The 16990-nt window shown below is 41.8% G+C and carries 12 protein-coding genes and 1 tRNA gene; 2 read left to right on the top strand and 11 right to left on the bottom strand.

The window, feature by feature from the left end; all coding sequences use genetic code 11:
* The first annotated feature begins 33 nt into the window (after positions 1 to 33).
* Together CKV81_RS03435 and CKV81_RS03440 are read left to right on the top strand one after the other, a co-directional pair.
* Entirely contained in the window at positions 34 to 1293 is a 1260-nt protein-coding gene (locus CKV81_RS03435) for a PDZ domain-containing protein (RefSeq protein WP_258454500.1), read from the top strand.
* Complete coding sequence (locus tag CKV81_RS03440; protein WP_095070441.1) at positions 1290 to 1829, top strand: hypothetical protein; 540 nt, start codon at positions 1290 to 1292, stop codon at positions 1827 to 1829. Before CKV81_RS03435 ends, CKV81_RS03440 begins: the two co-directional genes overlap by 4 nt.
* On the opposite strand, the gene CKV81_RS03445 is transcribed toward CKV81_RS03440, so the two are convergent.
* The 11 genes from CKV81_RS03445 to CKV81_RS03495 form a co-directional block, all read right to left on the bottom strand.
* Positions 1810 to 2781 carry a L,D-transpeptidase gene (locus CKV81_RS03445; RefSeq protein WP_157727358.1) on the bottom strand — a complete coding sequence of 324 codons (972 nt, stop codon included), beginning with the start codon at positions 2779 to 2781 and terminating at the stop codon, positions 1810 to 1812. The two genes, CKV81_RS03440 and CKV81_RS03445, sit on opposite strands and share 20 nt — an antisense overlap.
* 137 nt (positions 2782 to 2918) lie before the next feature.
* Positions 2919 to 4010 carry a redox-regulated ATPase YchF gene (gene ychF / locus CKV81_RS03450; RefSeq protein WP_095070445.1) on the bottom strand — a complete coding sequence of 364 codons (1092 nt, stop codon included), beginning with the start codon at positions 4008 to 4010 and terminating at the stop codon, positions 2919 to 2921.
* Between the two features lie 151 nt (positions 4011 to 4161).
* Entirely contained in the window at positions 4162 to 4518 is a 357-nt protein-coding gene (locus CKV81_RS03455; RefSeq protein ID WP_095070447.1) for an RNA recognition motif domain-containing protein, read from the bottom strand.
* A 619-nt stretch (positions 4519 to 5137) separates the two neighbouring features.
* On the bottom strand, positions 5138 to 6715 hold the full coding sequence (locus CKV81_RS03460; RefSeq protein WP_095070449.1) for a glycoside hydrolase family 10 protein: 1578 nt from the start codon (positions 6713 to 6715) through the stop codon (positions 5138 to 5140).
* A gap of 220 nt (positions 6716 to 6935) precedes the next feature.
* On the bottom strand, positions 6936 to 8744 hold the full coding sequence (gene typA / locus CKV81_RS03465) for a translational GTPase TypA (RefSeq protein ID WP_095070451.1): 1809 nt from the start codon (positions 8742 to 8744) through the stop codon (positions 6936 to 6938).
* Positions 8745 to 9830: 1086 nt separating this feature from the next.
* A complete protein-coding gene (locus CKV81_RS03470) occupies positions 9831 to 10445 on the bottom strand; it encodes a C40 family peptidase (protein ID WP_095070453.1) in 615 nt (204 codons plus the stop codon).
* Between the two features lie 93 nt (positions 10446 to 10538).
* Entirely contained in the window at positions 10539 to 10775 is a 237-nt protein-coding gene (locus tag CKV81_RS03475; RefSeq protein WP_095074198.1) for a YdcH family protein, read from the bottom strand.
* Positions 10776 to 10882: 107 nt separating this feature from the next.
* The gene (locus CKV81_RS03480; protein WP_095070456.1) at positions 10883 to 11881 is read right to left on the bottom strand and encodes a catalase family protein; all 999 of its coding nucleotides are present in this window, start codon (positions 11879 to 11881) and stop codon (positions 10883 to 10885) included.
* A 116-nt stretch (positions 11882 to 11997) separates the two neighbouring features.
* A tRNA-Arg gene (locus CKV81_RS03485) sits at positions 11998 to 12069 on the bottom strand.
* A gap of 46 nt (positions 12070 to 12115) precedes the next feature.
* The gene (locus tag CKV81_RS03490; protein WP_095070458.1) at positions 12116 to 13900 is read right to left on the bottom strand and encodes a TonB-dependent receptor; all 1785 of its coding nucleotides are present in this window, start codon (positions 13898 to 13900) and stop codon (positions 12116 to 12118) included.
* Positions 13901 to 13951: 51 nt separating this feature from the next.
* Positions 13952 to 16912: a tetratricopeptide repeat protein gene (locus CKV81_RS03495; RefSeq protein WP_095074200.1), complete on the bottom strand. Its 2961-nt coding sequence runs from the start codon at positions 16910 to 16912 to the stop codon at positions 13952 to 13954.
* Positions 16913 to 16990 lie beyond the last annotated feature (78 nt).

Consider the following 16990-nt stretch of genomic DNA (forward strand, 5'->3'; position numbering starts at 1 on the left):
CAGGAAGGCTTTCAGCTCACTGAAAATAAAAAAATGGTAATCCCATTCAGATTAATCAATAATCTCATCTTTATTCCGGTATTTGTCAATGGTGTGGAACTTACTTTTCTTTTGGATTCCGGGGTGAGCGAAACGCTACTTTTCAGCCTTGATGACAAGCAGGTTGATTTCAACCACGTTGAAAAAATGAAATTTTCCGGATTGGGTGGCAGCGTAGAAATTGAAGGACTGAAAGCGGTAAAAAACCACATTTCCATCGGTAAAAATTTTACGGATTCAAGCCATACAATTTTCATTATACTTAATGAAGATTTTAACTTTTCATCACACGTCGGAATTCCTGTGAACGGCATTATTGGTTACCATTTCTTTCGCAACCATCCCGTTAAGATCGATTATGTCAGCCACAAAATCACGGTTTTAACAGAGAAAAACCTCAGTCGCGAAAAGAAAAACTATGCCAAAGAGCCCATAACCATTGAACTCAACAAACCTTATATCATTGCTGATGTAGAACAGTATAACGAGCAAAAAACGTCGAAAATGCTTTTAGACCTTGGAAACAGTGATGCTGTTTGGCTGTTCCCGTCGCTGATTCCCGGTTTTGAATATAACCGTCCGAATATTGAAGATTATCTCGGACGCGGCTTCAATGGTGATATCTACGGGAAACGCAGCCGGATCCGGAATCTTTACCTTTCCGATTTTAAAATTCAGAAGCCTTTGGTGGCAATGCCGGATGAACACTCAATTCAGCATCTCAATTTAGTACCGGGACGTAAGGGTTCTATTGGCAGCGAGACGCTTCGGCGTTTCACCATTATTTTTGATTATCCGAACCGTGAATTTTATTTGAAAAAAAACAGTAACTTCAATGAGCCTTTTCAATTTAATATGAGCGGTATTGACGTGAAACACGACGGAATGTCCTGGCATCAGGATTTGGTGAAGGTGCAGAATGAAACAAAAAATTCCAGCTTCGCGACGGCTAACGAAAACCGCCAGGTTTATACCGCCGAAGGAGAATTTAAATATAAGTTTGTTCTGAAACCGGAATATTCAGTCGCAGGTATAAGAAAAGGTTCACCGGCAGAAATCGCAGGAATAAGGAAAGGCGATAAAATAATGCTGATCAACGGTAAAAAAGCCGGAGATTTAACTTTAGAAAAAATAAACAACCTGCTGAAATCAGAAGAAGGAAAAATTGTAACTTTTGAAATAATACGGGGCGGACAACCAATGAAATTTACCTTCACGCTGGAAGATCCAATCCCCTATCAGGAAAACCTATGATTACAGAAGAATCGACAATTGACAGAATACGGACGAGGCCCCGTTTTAAGGTCTTCACATCGCTTTCACCAGAAGAATATTCAGTTCAACTTAAAAAATTTCTTGCTGCTGATCCGCAGTTTTCCGGAATTATTAACCGTGAAAGTGCAACGATCTATGTGAAAACCGAGCATAATGAATTTTGGAAACCATACCTGTCTTTAAGAACCGAAAAAGAAAATTCCACCACAGCCATACGTGGAATTTTCGGCCCGAGTTCGGCAGTTTGGACTTTCTTTATGTTTCTTTATTTCATATGGGGAATCCTCTGGATGGTGTTCATCACGTTGTGGTACGTTGGTATACAGATCAGAAGCGAAGATTATCACTGGGGGTTGCCCATGTCTTTCGTCGTCCTTATGCTAGGTTTGCTCACCTATTTCGCAGCCCGCTACGGACAGAAGAAAGCAAAAGCAGAAATGGAGCTTCTCAGAAAATTCGCAATCGAATCTACTTTACCCTTTGAGAAAAAGGAAACTAAGCAGCATCCTTTTTAGTTTCCGCTGCCCGCTGTGCCCTCACCTGTTCCGAGTTTTTCTGTTCTTTTAAAATCTCATCCAGATGCGGCTCGATCAGCTCATTCATTTCGTCCAGCGAAACATCATTGGCATTTGGACTATCCAGCAGCTTCATCCAGGGTTTCGATTTAAAATCAGTTTCTCCAAATACGATGACCGGTGTCCCTTTGGCTTTTAAAGTTTGTCCGTTATTGGTAATCACCCACTGGTCCGCCCAGTTGTACATCCATTTGGCATCTTCCTCCAGCAATCTCAGACACGAGTGTGAAGCGTGGTAACCGGGCAAATCATACTGGTGCCATCCGATGCCCATGGTATTATGAATGTTGAAATTCCAGCGCAGCTTCCACTCGTCGTTCGAGGTGCTTATAGCCTCTTCTTTCTTCCAGTTGGTAAACATAAGGCCTTTTTTGGTTGGCGTCGCTTTTTTACCCATGCTCGACGGCCCCCATTTTACGAGATTCCCGTTGTCATAAAGCGCATATGCGTGAATGGCATAATCGAAAAATGCAATCTTCTTCACGTCTTTAAGCAGATCAATTCGTACGGGAAAAGGTGTATATTTCAGGAAATCTGTTTCTATCTTTTCAGGAATCACAAGAGTATCCGCACGCCACTTGTTCTTGCTGTCCAGGCGGTTAAGCGCCAGAATGGTATAGCGCTCTTCTTTTGAAAATTTATCATTGAAAGCCGCCATTGCTGAATCTTTTTTCTTCTTGCCTTCGGGAAAAACAAAAGCAGTGAATTTAATATTCTCCTTCGCTGCCGGTTCGGCAACAACTGTGTCTTTTTTGGCTAAACTGTCGGTTGGGTTTTGTGAAACGATTTGGTCACTTTGTGTTTCAGCCGTGTTTTCTTTTTTACACTGAATTAGAATTAAACCTGACACAAAACACATTAAAATTCCTGCATAAAACAATCTGAACTTCATAAAAAAAAAACGTTTGCAGTTGGCTTTCAATAATAATACCAAAGGATTTTCTTTAAGGAAAGTTAATATTACCCACAGCAATACCATTAAAAAAGCGAACATTACGTCCGCTGTTATCTTTAATTAAATCTTATTTTTTAAACATTGAATCTGAAATGCATGATATCGCCATCCTGCACAATATATTCCTTGCCTTCCACGCCCATTTTTCCGGCTTCCTTTACTTTGGCTTCGGAACCGTACTTAATATAATCGTCGTACTTAATCACTTCGGCCCGGATGAACCCTTTTTCAAAATCGGTATGGATTACTCCGGCAGCCTGCGGTGCAGTCCAGCCTTTTTCGATGGTCCAGGCGCGAACCTCTTTTACGCCAGCCGTGAAATAAGTTTGAAGGTGCAGCAAATCATAGGCTTTTCTGATGAGACGGTTAACGCCCGGCTCTTCCAGGCCAAGTTCTTCCAGGAACATCTGCCTTTCCTCGAAAGTTTCAAGTTCGTTAATGTCGGCTTCAATTTGGGCAGCCAAAACCACAACTTCAGCGCCTTCCTTTTTCGCCATCTCCTCAATCTTCGGAACCCATTCATTGCCGTTTTTAATGGAATTTTCGTCCACATTGCAAACGTACAGAATAGGTTTTTTGGTCAGCAAATGAACTTCGTCGATAATCGGTTTTGTTAAATCATTTGTTTCAAATTCCCTTGCATTTCTGCCGTCCTCCAAAAACTTCTGGAGATTCTGCAAAGTTTCATAAGTCAGGATATCTTCTTTTTTTCCGGATTTAATGAATTTTTTGGCTTTATCAACGGCTTTACCAATGGTTTCCAGGTCTTTCAGCTGGAGTTCAATGTCGATGATTTCCTTGTCTCTCAAAGGATCAACAGAGCCTTCCACGTGCACGATATTGCCGTTATCAAAACATCTCAAAACGTGGATGATCGCCTCGCACTCGCGGATGTTAGCCAGGAACTGGTTACCCAGACCTTCACCTTTGGAAGCGCCTTTCACCAAACCGGCAATATCAACAATCTCCACTACCGCCGGCAAAACTCTTTCAGGATTCACCAGTTTTTCCAGCTCGAAAAGCCGCGGATCCGGTACCGACACGGTTCCCAAATTAGGCTCAATGGTACAGAACGGATAGTTTGCCGACTGCGCTTTGGCATTGCTCAAACAGTTAAAAAGGGTTGACTTTCCCACATTCGGAAGTCCTACGATACCACACTTCATTTTGATAGTTGTTTCAAGTTAAAACTAAAAGAATCCATGTTCTTTAAGGTGTGCAAAGATAGGGTTTTTCTTGGTCTTATTACTTAAAAAGCAATTCGCGGAAACAAAAAAACGGGCTCAAAAAGCCCGCTTCATTTATGGATATTGGTTCTTACCAGTTTCCTCTGTCGTTACCGCCACGGTTATAGCCACCGCCGCCTCTGTTGTAGCCACCGCCGCCTCTGTTGTAGCCACCGCCGTTTCCGCCATAGCTTCTCGGTTTAGATTCTCTGGCCTGTGCCTCGGCAACATTCATCGCTCTCTGCTTAAATTCTGATTGGTTAAGTGCTTCGATGGCTCTATTAGCTTCCTCTTCGTTCGGCATTTCCACGAATGCAAAACCACGGCTTCTTCCCGTTTCCCTGTCAATTACAATTTTTGCAGAATCTACAGTACCGTAATTTTCAAATAACGCCTGCAATTCGGACTCAACAGTGTTGTAGTTGAGGTTTGAAATAAAAATGTTCATAATAAAAAATAAAAATATTGTTGATTAATTAATTGGAAATCAACTAACGGACATATGAACATTGATTGAATTTCTCCTTAAATAACTGGCTGCAAGATACGATTATAATTTAATTCACAAAGCTTTTTTATTTTATTTTTTATTGATCTTCAGTTAATTAAATCTTAATACAAATTATCAGGAGCCGGGAACCTGCCCTTCACTCATACTCCTCGCGCCATCGCCATGCCCGGCGCGTGCTGCGGGGTAACCGTTGCGGTCAGGGCTAGTTACGGTCAGGAACTTTAAGCCAGATTGTCATTGCGGGTAGATTCATCACGTACCACAAAGTGTCCTGGGAGTCATTTGCGCAAAGAAAATGGTTTTTTTTACGGATTGAAATATTTTATTGAAAACAAAATTAAAAATTCCCACATTTTGAGCAATCCATGGACGCAAGAAAAAAACCGCCCGGGCGAGTTTTGAGAAACCAAATAAAATGGTCCGATGAACGAAGGGATTCAATTCCCGGGCGAAATGTTAATTTTTCAGCAAATGAATCCAGTCTTGAATTTTTCGCTCATAAACACAGTTTTATTTTTTTAGTGGGTGATTTATCACAAACAGAAATCCAGGCAGATCAATGCACTTCCACAGCCACATATTCGCTCTCATTCCCAAGCCTGTCCACGGATTTCAGTGCGAGGTCGGTGAGGTGGACGCCCGATTTCGCCAACGGTAATTTCAGGGAATAATCTTCGCCGTTCAAAATTTGCGTTTCCCACTGGCTGCCGTATTTGGAATAGAGAATCCAGTTCCGCACCTGCTGCGGCTTTCGGGAAAGCCAGCGAATATCAACCGTGGTGCCGTTCTTTTTGGCGGTGAGTTCTGGTTTCAGCACAGGCTCTGTTTTAATCCACGGACTTGCGGGAACCAGGGCTTTTTCCCTGTAAAGGTTTTTCACGGCGCTGAGCATTTTCCAGTCTTTGGAAAGCCCGTCAATACTGTAATGAATGACACCGGCGCCGTTACCGAGCAGGTTTCTGGTTGTACTGATCTGGTCCGAAATTTCCTGGGATTTATCGGCCACGCCTTTGATCCCGACCGTGTTTAAGCCCGGCCAGAGGTGGATGTTTTTGTAGTTTTCCTGCTTCCACCATTTTAAAAGCGATGAAAAACGCTGCGGGCCTTCTTCTTTCCAGTACAGTTGCGGCGAATAATAATCGCACCAGCCTTCGTTGAGCCACAGTTTGGCATCCGCAAAAAGTTCGTCATACTGTGAAGAACCCGTCACATCCGCAGGATAGCCGGGTTTCCAGATGCCGAACGGCGAAATGCCGAATTTCACGTACGGTTTTTCAGCTTTTATCTCATCGTGAATGCGTTTTATGAATTTGTTCACGTTGGCTCTTCTCCAGTCAGCTTTCGAAAGGTCGCCGCCGGAATTTTTATAGGCCGTCCATGTCCTGGAATCCGGGAAATCTGCACCACCGTTGTATTCTCGGTACGGATAAAAATAATCATCGATGTGCACCGCATCCAGATCGTAGCGTTTCACAAGGTCTTTAATGACGGCGGAAACATGGTTTTGCACCCGGTCACTTGTAGGATCCATCCAGTACATGCCGTTGCGCAGGCGGTAAGTGTCGCTTGACATTTTCGCGGCCATACTTTCGCCGGTTACTGCGCCGCCGGTGGTATGGTGCGCGCGGTACGGATTGAGCCATACGTGCAGTTCCATCCCGCGTTTGTGCGCTTCAGAAATCCAGAATTCAAGCGGATCATAATAGGGCGACGGCGCTTTGCCTGTCTGGCCCGTCAGGAAATACGACCACGGCTCAAGATCGCTTTTGTAAAGGGCATCAGCAGAAGGCCGCGCCTGGAAAATCACCGCATTGAAATGGGCATCCTTCAGCATATCGAGCATCTGCACAGCTTCCAGTTTCTGCTGTTCTACGGAAAGGTTGTTACGTGAGGGCCAGTTGATATTCGCCACAGTGGCAACCCATGCGGCGCGAAATTCGCGGTTTACGGTTGGTAAAGTAAGGGTTTTGGGCTTTACTGTTCCAGAGGTTGCGGCTGGGCTGCTTGGTTTTGTTGCAGGTTTGGTGGCTGCTGGCTTTTCAGATACCGTTTTTTGTTTCGGTTGGGAGGCGCACGATGCGAGGAATAAACCGGATATGATGAGGGCCGTAGATTTTATATTGTGAATGTTCATGGAGGCAAAAATATTTGAATTTAACTTTAGATAAAAGTTTTTAACAAAGATTATAAAAATTGCCGCACTACACTGCGTTACGCTCGCAATAACTTACCGCCCGATTGACGAAGAAATCTTATGAAATCAAAAAAAGACTGCTCGTTTGAACAGTCTTCTTGTTTTTTAGATCACATTGCCGCGCACCACTTGGTTCCGACCGCAATGATATGTGTCTTAATTATTCCGATTTCGCCATTCTTTCTGCGCGTTTTCTGTCTTCTTCGGCGAGGATTTTCTTACGCATACGGATGAAATTTGGTGTTACTTCGATGGCTTCATCGGCCTGGATGTATTCCATGCATTCTTCCAGCGACATCTGAATTTTTGGAGCGATGTTGCCGTCTTTATCTTTTCCGGCTGCACGCATGTTGTTGAGTTGTTTACCTTCAACGATATTCACCACCAAGTCGCCTGGTTTGTTCTGCTCGCCTACGATCATTCCCGCGTAAACTTCCTCGCCCGGATCTACGAAGAAACGGCCTCTGTCCTGAAGTTTTTCGATGGAATAAGCAGTTCCCTGCCCCTGGTTTTTAGCAATCAGAACCCCATTGCTTCGGCCGGGAATGGCCCCTTTGAATGGTTTGTATTCCGAGAAACGGTGCGCCATGATGGCTTCTCCGGCAGTTGCGGTCAACATTTGAGAACGAAGACCTATCAACCCTCTGGATGGAATTTCGAATTCCAAATGCTGCATTTCGCCCTTGGTTTCCATGATATGAAGATCGCCCTTTCTCTGAGTGGCAAGATCGATTACACGGGAAGCATATTCTTCCGGCACATCCACCACCATCGATTCGTAAGGCTCCATTTTTTCACCGTCGATTTCTCTTAAAATAACCTGCGGCTGCCCGATCGTCATTTCGTAACCTTCCCTTCTCATCGTTTCAATCAAAACAGAAAGGTGAAGGATACCACGTCCAAAAACGAGGAAAGTATTTGCATCATCCGTTTGCTGAACGCGCAATGCCAGGTTTTTCTCAAGTTCTTTTTCCAGTCTTTCCTTCAGGTGGTTTGAAGTTACATATTTTCCATCTTTACCAAAGAACGGTGAGTTGTTGATGGAGAAGGTCATGTTCAAAGTCGGCTCATCAATCGCAGTTCTGGGCATCGGCTCGGGATTTTCAAAGTCAACGAATGAATCGCCGATCTGGAATGCATCGAAACCTACTACCGCACAAATATCTCCTGCCTGAACTTCCTGAACTTTTTTCTTGCCCAGTCCCTCAAATACATATAATTCCTTTACTTTTCCTTTTACAATTTTTCCTCCCTCCTGCGCAAGCCCGATCCATTGATTTTCGCTGATGGAACCTCTGGTAATTTTGCCGATGGCAATTCTACCAAGAAAAGAAGAATAATCAAGCGAAGTGATCTGCATCTGCAGGTTTCCTTCCTGAACTTTAGACTCCGGAACATATTTTAAAATTCCGTCCAAAAGCGGTGTAATATCTGCTGCAGGCTCTAAACTTGTGTTGAACCAGCCCTGTTTTGAAGAGCCGTAAAATGTTGGGAAATCCAACTGTTCTTCAGTCGCATCAAGGTTGAAGAACAAATCAAAAACCTGATCGTGAACTTCTTCCGGACGGCAGTTTGGTTTGTCCACTTTATTGATTACGACAATCGGCTTCAAGCCCAATTCCAGCGCTTTGTGCAGAACGAAACGGGTTTGCGGCATCGGTCCTTCGAAGGCGTCCACCAAAAGGATTACACCGTCGGCCATTTTGAGAACTCTTTCCACTTCCCCACCAAAATCGGCGTGGCCCGGGGTATCAATCACATTGATTTTTGTGTCTTTGTACGTTACGGAAATGTTTTTGGAAAGGATGGTGATTCCGCGTTCGCGTTCCAGATCGTTGTTGTCCATAATCAGTTCGCCTGATTCCTGGTTTTCGCGGAAGATGTTGGTTGCGTGGATGATTTTGTCAACCAAAGTGGTTTTCCCGTGGTCAACGTGTGCGATGATCGCAATATTTCTGATGTTCTGCATATTCTTTTTTTGACGGTGCAAAAGTAGTGATAATTAATGAATTGATAATAAAAAGTTGAAAAATTAACTTTTTGATAATACCTGAAGAACAGCTTTTGTTTTTTTGGAAGTAATTAAGGAAAAGGCTGAGTTTTTTAAATTTTCAATTATTATTTTAAGTAAAGTTCTTTTGTCTTGAAACAAAAGAACCAAAAATTCAAGACTGGATCTTTTTAGCTAAAAAAGTTTTCATTACGCTAAAAGATTTAAAACTCGCGCGACAGAAGGTTCTGTTTATTAAGAAGCGTAAAGCGCGCTCAAGCATTAAATCTTTTTTAACGCTTCATTACAACTTTTTCTTAACGCAAAAAGCTCCAAGGTCGCTTTATATGCCGGATGCTTTGGCGCTCGCTGCACTCGCGCCGTGTCATTACCTTTTTAATCTATGCTGTTGAGTTTTTCCGCTGTACAAATCTTAATTTTTTCGTAAATGTATTTTAGTAAAGTTCTTTTGTCTTGAAACAAAAGAACCAAAAATTCAAGACTGGATCTTTTTAGCTAAAAAAGTTTTCATTACGCTAAAAGATTTAAAACTCGCGCGAAAGAAGGTTCTGTTTATTAAGAAGCGTAAAGCGCGCTCAAACAGTAAATCTTTTTTAACGCTTCATTACAACTTTTTCTTAACGCAAAAAGCTCCAAGGTCGCTTTATATGGCGGATGCTTTGGCGCTCGCTGCGCTCGCGCCGTGTCATTATCTTTTTTAATCTATGCTGTTGCGTTTTTCCGCTGTACGAATTTTAATTTTTTCGTAAACGTATTTTAGTAATGTTCTTTTGTCTTGAAACAAAAGAACCAAAAATTCAAGACTGGATCTTTTTAGCTAAAAAAGTTTTCATTACGCTAAAAGATTTAAAACTCGCGCGATAGAAGGTTCTGTTTATTAAGAAGCGAAAAGCGCGCTCAAACAGTAAATCTTTTTTAACGCTTCATTACAACTTTTTCCTAACGCAAAAAGCTCCAAGGTCGCTTTAAACGGCGGACTCCTAGGTCGCTTTATATGGCGGATGCTTTGGCGCTCGCTGCGCTCGCGCCGTGTCATTATCTTTTTTAATCTATGACAGAGATGGCTTTGATGAAGCGTTTGGTGTAATGTGGTTCGGAGAGCAAAGTTGTCGTCACGCCGTTGGCTTTTCCGCTGGAAGAATGGATGAACTCGGAATTCATTCCGTTTGGTGTGATCACGATGCCGATGTGTCCGGCTTCGGACGAACCCTCTTCTGTTCCGGTGAAAAGTAGTAAATCTCCTTTTTTAACTTCGTTGATATCAATCTGCCGGCCAAAATTCACGAAATCTTTTGACGAACGGGGCACATTATAGGAATAAGTTTTATATACATGATTTATAAATCCCGAACAGTCCAAACCTTGTTTTGGATCGGTTGAACCGTATAGGTAAGGTGTACCAATAAACTGTTTAGAAAAATTCACTAAATCTTCGCGCCGCTCGCCGGTGTTATAAAAAACTTCATTGGGATTCCCGGATTTCAGATTGGGCTGTAATGAAGAAATTTGTGGCTCAGGTACGGTATCTTTTTGTGAATTCGTATTTTCAGCATATGCACCGCTTAGTTTGTCGATATCTTTTTTGAGCTGAGTAAATTTTGTGTTCTCGCTGCAGGAACAGATCATTAAAACCAAAAAAAACGCGCCAAGCTGTTTCACAGGATTACTTTTCAGAAACCATAGAAAAATTTATGCCACAAAAAAGCGGCTTCACCGGCCGCTTTGCAATAAATTTGAATTGTCCTTTAAAAATCAGTTTTTCTGCAGATATGAATAAATTTCGTCCTTCAGATGAACTCTTTTTCTGCGCAGTTCCGTCAGATGTTCGTCAGTTGTATGGTTTACTTCGCCTTCTTCGTAGTGTTGAATGAGTGCATTCACTTCCTCATAATTCACATACATTTTCAGGAATTCAGCGTCATTTACTTTCAAATCTGCGATCTTTTGTGCCTGATCAGGGAATTCGTTAATTAAAATATGACTTTCCATAATAATGTGTTTTGACTTTTTTATTTTACTTGAATAAAGGTAGCAAATCACCAAACACCAATCAATATGAAACAAATCATCCTGTGTACAGAAGTTTTGGAACGGTTTTAAATTTTTATCCGGCGGGTATCCACAGAAACTTTATAGATTTTTTCACGTGTTTTCTGCATTCTGCCCACCGGCATCAGAAATTCTGGATTATCAAAGGGATTATAGGAAAGCACTTCCGCTTTTTCGGGATTTAAAAAAGATTCCGGCTCTATTGTTAACTTCCCTATTTCAATAAATTTTTTCTTTGGCCACATTTTCGTGAGGTCATTTACCAATTCTTCATTGCGGCAATACTGCATCTTAAGAGAATAGACCAGTTTGTTTTTTAGGAAAATTTCGTGGACGGCTTCTTTTTGAGTTTTATTTTTTAATTTTTTTGAAAGTGCCTTGTCCCGTGGCGGTTCCAGCATAAATTTAACGATATAATCGCCCATCCTGTAGCAACCCACGGAATGAAAGGTGAAGGCCAAAGGATTTTTATCTTTGTTAAAGGCTGTTTTTATCATATTTTTTAAAACCGGACTTTTAAAAGCATCCGGGACTGTACTGCCTAATTTGATCAAAACACCCGGAATTTTAAAATTTCCAAGAATACCATACTGTTTTTTGGAAATTTTATAACTGTTCAAAGCGATGAAAAGTTTTAAAAATTTAGAAACAGAATTCGTCGGAAACAGCGGAAAATTCACCAAGGGCAGATTGAATTCCTTACTGTCTTTAAACTTGAGCAACTTGATTGAAAAACCATATGCCGGCGCCACGTCCTTACCCGCTGTCACCTGCATCGCCGCATTGGAAATCCTTATTACTGCGGTGTACGAGCTTTCATTAAAAATCTGTTTAAAATTCGCATCAGCCACCGAGTTGATTTTCAAAGTCCCGTGAACATCGGCGTAACGTTTGGCGTGCGCATCTCTGGTCCTGTAATTTGTCTTGCTGATCTTCGGAGAGAGTTCTACGAATTTTTTCACTAAAACTGCTGCTTTATCCAAAAGCCTGTGTTCGTGAGCGGTGAGCTCGTTATATTTTTCAGAGAATTGAATTCTGTTTTTCATGCCACAAAATTACAGAAAAGTGATAGGTTCGTAAGCTTTAAAGATTAGATATTACCCTATAAAACTTATAAAATTCGCATGAAACAAAAAAAACTGCTCTGTACAGCAGTTTTTTGTAGGCCCATGAGGAATCGAACCTCAACCTAAAGAACCGGAATCTTTAATTCTATCCATTAAACTATGGGCCCGGTAAATCACATTTCTGGAAGTGGTGAACTTCTCTTGCACATTTACTTAAAATGAAATCTTTACTCCACCTAAAATTTGCGGACCAAGCACTTTATATCCTTTGAAGGTCTCGTACTTTTGGGTCATCAAATTATTTCCGAGCGCGAAAATACTGAAATTTTTGTGAACTTTGTATTCTGCGGAAAGATTAAAATCTGCATGGCCGGCAACGCTATCATTTCGGTTCTCTACATTTTGGTAAATCGTGCTGTTGGAAACATTTGGATTAGGTGTCTCCACGATTTGGAACGAGTTGGTCGGCTTTTCGCTCATTAAAAATCCTTTGAAACCAAGGTGAAGTTTTTTGTCGAGCATTGTATATTTTGCGCCCAAAGTCCCTTTTACCATTGGCCTGTTGTAAGCTTTTTCAAGGTTTTCAAGCCGGTAAGATGCAAAATTAAGCTCGGCTTCCAGTGTAAGGTTTGCCAGCGGGTAATACTGCAAATTTCCGGTGATCGTGCTCACGTTCCCGTTGTCGTAAACGGCTGAAAATGTGTTTGCAAAATTGTACGCAGACCTGTTCAGCGTAGCATTGTTATCAAAAAGGCCATTAGCTTCGTAGAGCAGAATATTTTTTACCTTTCCAAAACCTGCATTTACATCAAATTTCAGATTCTGGTTCAGGTCGCCTTTCAACCCAAAGTAAATATTGTATTTGGTTTCTGTTGGCTTAATGACTTGGTCAGAAACCAGATAAGGATTTTCCTGCAGCATCGACGCGTAGGAATTCATCTTCAAGCCACCGTCAACACCGGCGTAGAACTTGAATTCTTCCGTGGCGGCGTATAGAATCTCCGCTTTTGGAAACCAGTAAGCTTTATTGGATTTTACCTCATCCGTCGTCAGCAAATTCTTATTTTTTGAATTAAGGAATGAAAATGATGAGCCGAGCATCACGTAAGAATTACCACTGAAGAAAGTGACTTTTGGCGCAATATCGGCATTGAAATAATTGCTGTAGTTTTTATTTAAAATCGCAAATTCCGAGTTCAAAGTTTCGATGCCTAACCCTAAATCCGCATTCATCGTGATACCGTTGGCAGGAAGCTGCACCGCGTGTTTTGATAGATTGAGCATCGCTGAAACATTGCTCTCCTTTGCATCGAATTTATCTCCCAAAAATGAAGATTTAACCCGTGCGTCATTCAGAATATTATTCGTATAAAAGTCATAATACCCATCGACTGTAAACTGGTTGGTTTTCTGTGACAGATCTACGTCAGCAGCTGGCTGTAGTGCATAAATTCCGTAATAATTGTAGTCAATAAGGTTATATTCCGCATTAAGGTTGAATTTTCCGGATTCGCCATAAGAAGTAAGAAAACCGCCCAGCGCCGCACTGCTCTGCTTTGATGACCATGGATATTCTTTTTTCAGCCCCTCGGTGGAAATATAGTGAACATTTGCACCAACTTCCATTTGATTTTGAAGGTTACCGGATATATTACCGTCTGCCAGAAACTTCCCGTAATTACCGTAACCGAGTCTGAAATAATTTTTCTGCAATTCTGAATCGAACTTCGGTGAAAGATCCTCGCCCTGAATGGTAGAAGTCTTGAAGTCTGAAACCGCCGGCACATTGGTAATCTCGTATTCTACCGGCACCGCAGATTTCTCTTCCGGCGGATAATTTTTTATGGTTTCTACCGAGGTTTTCTTCTTTTCAATTTTCTTTACTTCGGGCTCCCGTTTTTTGTTGAGAATAAGCCGCTCTTCCTGAATTTGGGAAAAAACGGCTGTAGATGATACGAGCAGTCCGAGTAAAAATATTTTCTGAATGTTTCTGTTCATAATTAATGAGATTCGGCCTTTCGACAGGCTCAAGGTGACAAATTTTAAAATTTACTTAATTTGTTTTTTAACTTCACGCGCTTCGGCTACCACATCCGGAAAGTCCTGATAGTTTGCGATAATCTGATCCACAGTGTAACTCGCCTGATAACTGTCCTTCAAACCGATATAATTCTTCGCCATGATGACCAGCGCTTTTGCACCCCAATATTCTTCGGAGGCATAATTGTTTGCCAGTTTGAATATGGTTTCATTCGAAGTTTTGAAAGCCTTTGCTTTGTTTTGGTAGAACGCTTTTGCGTAAAGAGCTTCAGCCGCAACTTCCGTATTAGAAGATTTTTCCAGCGAAGCGTATGCAGTTTGCGCGTCTTTATCTTTTCCACTGTTCATCAGAGCTCTGGCCTTAATGACTTTGGCACTTTCCAGAATCGAGGCCGAGTTTTTGGAATTGGCTATAACCAAATCAGCATACTGTTCCGCTTTAGAAAAATTCTTTTCCTCAGCAAAAAGTTTCATCAGCTCGATGTTTGCAAAGTTTTTAATGGTAGCGTTTGATGATTTCGACAAAGGCTCCAGATATTTTTTAGCCTCAGAAGTATTGCCCTGCGCCAGATAAATTTGTGCAACCCTGGTTTGAGCATCTTCCTGATAATCGTTCTGTACATTGGCAACTTCCTGTAAGATCAGAAGGGCTTTTGTGGTGTTTTTGGTTTGATAGTAACTTTCGCCCAACTCGTACTGCGCCTGGTAAAGGCCGTCACCGGTAGGGTTTTGGGTTAAATATTTCTCATAAAGCGGAATCGCGCTCTTATAATCTTTTTTGACGTAAAACTGTTTTGCCGAATTCAGGTTGATTTCGTCCAGTTCGGAAGCATCGATCCTCACGCCCAAACTTCTGGCAAATTCCTGATAACCTGCAACATCACCGTTCTTTACATATATCGGTCTTGCAGCCTGTACGATTTTCGAAGCGTAAGCGGTGTTTTTATACTGATTCCCTAACGATTTCAGTTCTGCCAAGGCTTTTTCAGGCTGGCTTTGGTCGATGTAATTCTGCGCACGGTAAATCTGCGAATTGGCGACTAAATCTTTGTCAGTACTGTTTTTAATCACCCTTTCAAAATATTCATTAGATTTGGCGAAATCATCATTCGAGGAGTAAGCGACACCAATTTCGTAATTGGCATCATCCACATATTCCGAATTCGGATATTTTAAAATAAGGTTTTTTAAAGTCTCAATCTTTGCCAAAGAATCTCCTTTGAATCCAAGCGCCATTCCCTTCTGGAAAAGTGTGTAATCGCTGGCATTATCGGTTTGATCATAGATCGCGATAGCGTCATTCAGCTGGTTATTGGCGTAATATGTATCGGCTAAGCGAAGTTCAGCATCGGACTTAAATTCCGGGTTTGGATTTTTTAAATACTCCTTGAAATGCGCCTGCGCTTCCTCAAATTTTCCTGATTTGAAATAAGCGTAGCCTAAATCATAATTCAATTGTTGCTTTTCCGGAAATTCTTCAGATTTTAACCTTTCAAATCTTGTAATCGCTGACGGGAAATTATTTTTGTGATAATAAGTCTGCGCCAGCCAATAAGTTGCGCGGTTATTGAACTCTTTATTTTGGTGAAATTCCAGGCTTCGCATAAAATATTTTTCAGCTTCGTCATAATTCCCTTTGTTGAATTCTTCAGTCCCAAGAAGGAAAGAAACTTCCTGATCCACTTTATCCGTTTCCGGCGATGAATTCGGGAGTCTGTCTATTGCCGCCAAAGTTTCCTTATAATTACCAGAATACAGATAAGATTTCACCAATAAGCTGCGCATTTCAGCATTCATCTGGCTTCCCGGATATTTGTCAATATAGTTCTGAATGACCGTAGGAGCGGCTTCAAAAGGATTCCCGATATCGTAGCTCAATTTTGCATACTGCCCGTGTGCGAGTTGCTGTACTTTCGCATCATAACTCATCTGATACGCCGACCGAAATGCAGAAAGTGCCTCCTGCTTATTGTTGGTCTGCAGATAGGCATTCCCCAGCTGGTAATAAGCGTTTTGCGCCATCGCCGAATTGCTGTTGATCAGCCTGTTGTAGTAGGAAACCGCCTCGTCGTATCTCTTCAGGTTTGCTGCTACAAAACCCATTTCATAAAGGTCGCTCTCACTTGGATTCTGCTGTTTATCCAAATAAATTTTAAGGTGCGGATATGCTGAAGCATAGTCTTTTTTCATAAAATAACTTTCCCCGATAATCTTGTGAACTTCAGCCCGATACGATTCGGAAATGTTCTCATTCAGCAGCGAATTTCCTTCTGAGATGGCCCGGTCGTAATCTTTATCATTGAAGGCCAGCTGTACATAATAGGGACGAACCAGCTTGGCATATTTTTCTTCATTTTTGATGGAATCGAAGAAGCTGAACGCTTTATCATTCTGCCCGTCAGCGTAATAAAGGTGGCCGAGCATATAGGCGATGTCTCCCCTGGCCTGAACGTCGGCATTTTTATACGCTTCTTCCAGCGCTTCGATTGCGCCGTTGGAATCGCCGGTCATAAATTTGGCATAACCCAATTTCAGGATATACTCTGTGTTTTCAGTTTTTGAGAGCTCATACTGATTGACTTTCTGCAAAGTTTCCAGTGCTTTTCCGAAATCTTTTTTAGTCAAATAAAAATCAGCAAGCGGTAAGTTTGCCTGGGCAAAATAGGCTGAATTCGGGTATTGGCGCATAAAAGCGTCAAGACCTTCCTCAGCGTGGTTTTTCTGCAGGATAACGCCAATCACATTATCGAAAAACTGCGCCATCTCTTTCTCTGAATTTGAAAGATTCTGGTTGTAGAAGTACTGGCGGGCATATTCGAACTGGGAGGCGTTATAAATTTTAGTTTGGTAGAGGTTTTCAGCCAGGTCGAAACGGTAACTTTCTTTGGCGCTGAAATATTGAGACTGCTGCGCCCCGGAAAATCCGAAATATAAAAACGCAGCGGAAACGATGATTTTTTTTGAATTCATTAAAAATTGTTTTTCAAAAAAGTTTTTTAATATCAAGGAATGTGCAGCCAGGAAATTAGCCACATTTAACCAACGAAA

Origin of the sequence: Chryseobacterium taklimakanense (assembly GCF_900187185.1) — a bacterium.
Classification (GTDB): Bacteria; Bacteroidota; Bacteroidia; order Flavobacteriales; family Weeksellaceae; genus Planobacterium; species Planobacterium taklimakanense.

Bases quoted from the DNA above. Each gene is read 5' to 3' on its own strand.
- CKV81_RS03435 (WP_258454500.1), top strand. From the start codon at position 34: ATGGTAATCCCATTCAGATTAATCAATAATCTCATCTTTATTCCGGTA.
- CKV81_RS03440 (WP_095070441.1), top strand. From the start codon at position 1,290: ATGATTACAGAAGAATCGACAATTGACAGAATACGGACGAGGCCCCGT.
- CKV81_RS03445 (WP_157727358.1), bottom strand. From the start codon at position 2,781: ATGAAGTTCAGATTGTTTTATGCAGGAATTTTAATGTGTTTTGTGTCA.
- ychF (WP_095070445.1), bottom strand. From the start codon at position 4,010: ATGAAGTGTGGTATCGTAGGACTTCCGAATGTGGGAAAGTCAACCCTT.
- CKV81_RS03455 (WP_095070447.1), bottom strand. From the start codon at position 4,518: ATGAACATTTTTATTTCAAACCTCAACTACAACACTGTTGAGTCCGAA.
- CKV81_RS03460 (WP_095070449.1), bottom strand. From the start codon at position 6,715: ATGAACATTCACAATATAAAATCTACGGCCCTCATCATATCCGGTTTA.
- typA (WP_095070451.1), bottom strand. From the start codon at position 8,744: ATGCAGAACATCAGAAATATTGCGATCATCGCACACGTTGACCACGGG.
- CKV81_RS03475 (WP_095074198.1), bottom strand. From the start codon at position 10,775: ATGGAAAGTCATATTTTAATTAACGAATTCCCTGATCAGGCACAAAAG.
- CKV81_RS03480 (WP_095070456.1), bottom strand. From the start codon at position 11,881: ATGAAAAACAGAATTCAATTCTCTGAAAAATATAACGAGCTCACCGCT.
- CKV81_RS03490 (WP_095070458.1), bottom strand. From the start codon at position 13,900: ATGAACAGAAACATTCAGAAAATATTTTTACTCGGACTGCTCGTATCA.
- CKV81_RS03495 (WP_095074200.1), bottom strand. From the start codon at position 16,912: ATGAATTCAAAAAAAATCATCGTTTCCGCTGCGTTTTTATATTTCGGA.